This window comes from Pseudomonadota bacterium, assembly GCA_026388215.1.
In the GTDB taxonomy this organism is placed as follows: Bacteria; Desulfobacterota; Syntrophorhabdia; order Syntrophorhabdales; family Syntrophorhabdaceae; genus JAPLKF01.
Genome location: JAPLKF010000165.1, coordinates 1 through 4,185, shown reverse-complemented (window position 1 = coordinate 4,185; position 4,185 = coordinate 1). Strand labels below are relative to the sequence as shown.

Genomic DNA, 4,185 nt, shown 5'->3' with positions numbered 1-4,185 from the left:
TTCACTTATCATTGACGATACAATATTTTCAGAACCCATAACCTTTCTCATAAATTGCTGGGCAACAAACAGGTCTTCATTTGATAATTGCGGTGAGACCACCATCATAAAGTCTTCGGGTTTTATCCCTGATAGTCTCTCTGCTGCTTCTGTGATTGCTTGGTCCCATGATATATCCTCATATCCTAGAGGGGTCAACCTTCTCGGGCTTGAATAGCGAAGTGGGCTATGGACATATTCAGGAATAGCAAAACGCCCTTTTACACAGATAAGCCCATGATCCACAGACGAATCATAATCAGGCAGTGCGTCGATAACTTCATTATTTTTTGTCTGGAGGACAACCCGACAGCCCATTGAACAGTAGTTACAGGTTGTCATAACCTGACTATCAGGTTTTCCATACCACTTACTCACCTTCGTGCTCAAGGCTCCGGTAGGACATACTGTTACGCAAGCGCCACAAAATTCGCACCCGGCCTCAAGATGAGACCGATCAAAGGCCGGGCCAATTGTAGTAAGCTTGCCACGTTGTTTAAAACTCAGTGTCCCATTCAACCTTACGTTGTTACAGACACGAACACAGCGTCCACACAGGATGCAAAGATTATAATCCCTGTCATAGAAGGGGTCGTATTTTTCAACTGTAAAATTACGGTAGTAGACAGGATAGGAGGTTTCAGTAAGCCCTATCTTTTCGGTTATCTCCTGTAATTCACAACGGCTATCATTGGGGCAGTAGCGACAGCCTGTAGTCGCCCCCACCTTACGGTGTAGTCGCCCCCACCTTACGGATAGTGCCCTGATATTGTCTGCATTCACTTTGCTCCGTACAGAAAAGGCAGCTTGCAGGATGTTCGCTTAAGAGTAGCTTAAGCACCTCCTGTCTCAAGCTTCTTATCTCAGCAGTATCAGTCCGAATTACCATACCTTCTTCCACGGGCGTTGTACACGATGTAGGGAAACCCCTTAAACCATCAACCTCAACCACGCACAACCGACAGGCACCATATGAAGGCAGATGTTCAAGGGTACATAGAGAGGGGATAAAGACATTGTTCTCACGGGCGGCCTGGAGTATGGTCAAACCTGGACGGACCTCTACCTTTTTGTTGTCAATGGTAATAGATAATATCTTTTCTTTTGTCATGATTTTTTCTCCACAGTTCGAATCACAATAGCATTGCCAGCAATAGCGTCAAAACGGCAAATTTCATAACAGGAACGACACTTGATGCATTTCGATGCATCGATATTGTGTGGCTTTGATCTTGGTCCTGTGATTGCGCCTGTAGGACAAATCCTGACACATGATTGACAGCCGGTACATTTCTCTCTGATCACCTTAAACTCAATAAGGTCCTTGCAAACACTTGCACGGCACCGGTACTCCTTTATATGTTCGAGATATTCATTGCTGAAATACCTCAATGTAGTGAGAACAGGATTGGGAGCAGTTTGACCGAGACCACAGAGTGCCCCCTTCTTTATTGTGTCGCCTAATGTCCTTAAGGCCAACAGGTCTTCAGCAGTACCTTCGCCATGGGTTATTCTGTCAAGTATCTCAAACATGAGTCTTGTTCCCACACGGCATGGGACGCATTTGCCGCATGACTCTTTCTGGGTGAAGTCGAGAAAATATTTTGCCACATCTACAATACACGTGTCCTCATCCATTACAACAAGCCCACCAGAACCCATTATCGAACCAGCAGACGTTAATGACTCATAATCAACAGGTAGACCAAGAAATTCCTCTGATAAACATCCTCCCGATGGACCTCCAGTCTGAACAGCCTTAAATTTTTTACGGTTGGGAATTCCGCCACCAATACCATAGATGATTTCATGCAATGTAGTTCCCATAGGCACTTCTACCAGTCCACAGTTTGCTACTTTACCTGTTATGGAAAAGACTGCGGTGCCCTTACTTCGCTCAGTTCCAATATCACTAAACCAATCTGCACCTCGAACAATGATCAGAGGCGTATATGCTAAGGTTTTTACGTTATTGATCAGTGTTGGCTTGCCCCATAATCCAGATTGAACAGGAAATGGTGGCCGATGCCGAGGCATGCCCCGCCTTCCTTCAATAGATTCTATTAAGGCAGTTTCCTCACCACATACGAAAGCTCCTGCTCCCTCAAAAATCTCTATATCAAAATCGAAGCCACTTCCTAGAATATCTTTACCAAGAAATCCCTTTTTTCTAGCTTGGGCGATAGCAATTTCTAAACGTTTCACCGCAAGAGGATATTCTGCACGCACATAAATAAAACCCTTCTTCGCACCAACAGTATGAGCCGCAATACTCATCCCTTCTAACACAGAATGAGGATCTGCCTCTAATATACTCCTATCCATAAACGCACCTGGGTCACCTTCGTCAGCGTTGCAGATTATATATTTTTCTTCACCAGACGCCTTAGAACAGATTTCCCACTTTCGGCCTGTAGGGAAGCCAGCACCGCCTCTACCTCTTAAACCAGAGATATTGATATTCTCAATAACTTTCTCTGGTGTCATTTCAAAAAGTACCTTTTTCAATGCCTCGTATCCACCTACCGCAAGATAATCATCGATTTCTTCCGGATTAATATGGCCGCAATTGCGTAGGATTAAACGTTGCTGCATCTTGTAGAAGGGTATATCTCTATAATGTTGAATTCGCTTGCCCGTAGTCGGATCTTGATAAAAAAGACGACCAACAGGTTTATTGTTTTGTAAATGAGAGTTAACAATATCTGTTACATCCTCTACTCCAACCCGTGTATAGAATACCCCATCAGGTTCGACAATAACTATAGGTCCTTGCTGACAGAAACCATGACAACCAGTAAGCTTGGTGGTGATTCCTAATCGCTGAGTTTCTTTTTCTAGTGCTGTCCGAATCTCGGGGGATTTCGAAGATACACAGCCAGTTCCATGACAGATTAAAATAGTACGGGTATTCTCAGTTTGTGTCATCACTCTCACCCTCCGTCCCTTTCTTGCTAAATATATTAGCTACGCCCTTGTCGCTCAATCGCCCATGTACTTCTTCATTTATCATAATGCACGGCGCCAGTGCACAACACCCTATACAAGCCACTGTTTCGAGTGAGTATTCTAAGTCAGGTGTGGTTTCACCTTCCGTGATACCAAGTTGTTTCTTCACTTCTTCCAATATCCGCTGTGCACCACGAACATGGCAAGCTGTCCCTCGGCAGGCCTTTATCAAATGCCGACCGGGTGAAGTAAACCGAAATTGGGCATAAAACGAAGAAACACCATAGATCTGATTTTCGGTGATACGGAGGTATCTTGAAATTTTTTTTACCGATTCCAGTGAAATATAACCAAATTCCTTCTGTACACCCTGTAAAATTGGTATCAGTTCGTCCTGTCCCCGGCTATATTTTTGAAGGATAGATTCGATTTTTTCAGGCAAAGTCCTCCCCCTTGTATACAGTTTTTAATAAATCGCTTAATTGATGTCAAGAAAATTTTGAAAAAATTTCTTTACCAACTTTCCAACATCTAATCTTTCGCCTGTTCCTGAGCAACCTTAGAAATGTTTGTACGTCTTGTGCTTTTAAAAAGGTTCAATTTTTTAAACAAGGCAATATGCGGTATTCGACGCACTGGCAGGGTTCTTGTTTTTTTTGAGGACGCCAAAGGTTTCATCGGGGAAGTTGGGCAGTAGATCGCTTCCTGGTGTGGAAAGCCAATAACTTCGCATGAAGCTTGGATGTGAAAATGTTGTTCTAAAACGCCAGTCTTCTATCGAGTACCCTGTATTGAATCGCCTCTGCCACATAAGACTCTTCTATATTTTCCTTCATTTCAAGGTCTGCAATAGTCCTTGCAACCTTCTGAATCCTGTGGTAGGCACGGGGGGAAAGACCAAATTTTTCAATAGCCTTTTCAAGGAGTATTTCGGCATTATCATTCAAAGGACAGTATTTCTTTATCATTCTTGTTGTCATCTGGCTATTTGCATATATCTTCTTTCCTTTGAATCTCTCCTCCTGAATCTTGCGAGCTTTTATTACCCTCTCCCTGATCTTTTCTGACGATTCCCCTTCCCTGTCGAGTGAAAGCTCTCGAATAGTCACAGGAGGTACTTCAATGTGTATATCTATTCTGTCAATCAGGGGTCCGGAAATCCTTGATCTGTACCTGTGAATCTGGGAACCATTGCAG

General features: G+C 43.5%; 5 protein-coding genes. All 5 read right to left on the bottom strand.

Annotation, left to right across the window (positions count from 1 at the left end; all coding sequences use genetic code 11):
- Window positions 1-822, bottom strand: an 822-nt coding sequence (locus tag NTU69_09535; GenBank protein ID MCX5803751.1) for a 4Fe-4S dicluster domain-containing protein, incomplete at its 3' end; no start/stop codon positions are given.
- On the bottom strand, window positions 767-1,150 hold the full coding sequence (locus NTU69_09530) for a 2Fe-2S iron-sulfur cluster-binding protein (GenBank protein ID MCX5803750.1): 384 nt from the start codon (window positions 1,148-1,150) through the stop codon (window positions 767-769). The genes NTU69_09535 and NTU69_09530, both read right to left, overlap by 56 nt.
- Window positions 1,147-2,967 (bottom strand): NADH-quinone oxidoreductase subunit NuoF, encoded by a 1,821-nt coding sequence (locus tag NTU69_09525; GenBank protein ID MCX5803749.1) that lies wholly within the window; start codon window positions 2,965-2,967, stop codon window positions 1,147-1,149. The genes NTU69_09530 and NTU69_09525 overlap by 4 nt, the downstream gene beginning before the upstream one ends.
- A complete protein-coding gene (gene nuoE, locus NTU69_09520) occupies window positions 2,954-3,430 on the bottom strand; it encodes an NADH-quinone oxidoreductase subunit NuoE (protein MCX5803748.1) in 477 nt (158 codons plus the stop codon). Before nuoE ends, NTU69_09525 begins: the two co-directional genes overlap by 14 nt.
- 316 nt (window positions 3,431-3,746) lie before the next feature.
- Window positions 3,747-4,185: ATP-binding protein (locus NTU69_09515; protein MCX5803747.1), on the bottom strand; the 439-nt coding region annotated here is incomplete at its 5' end.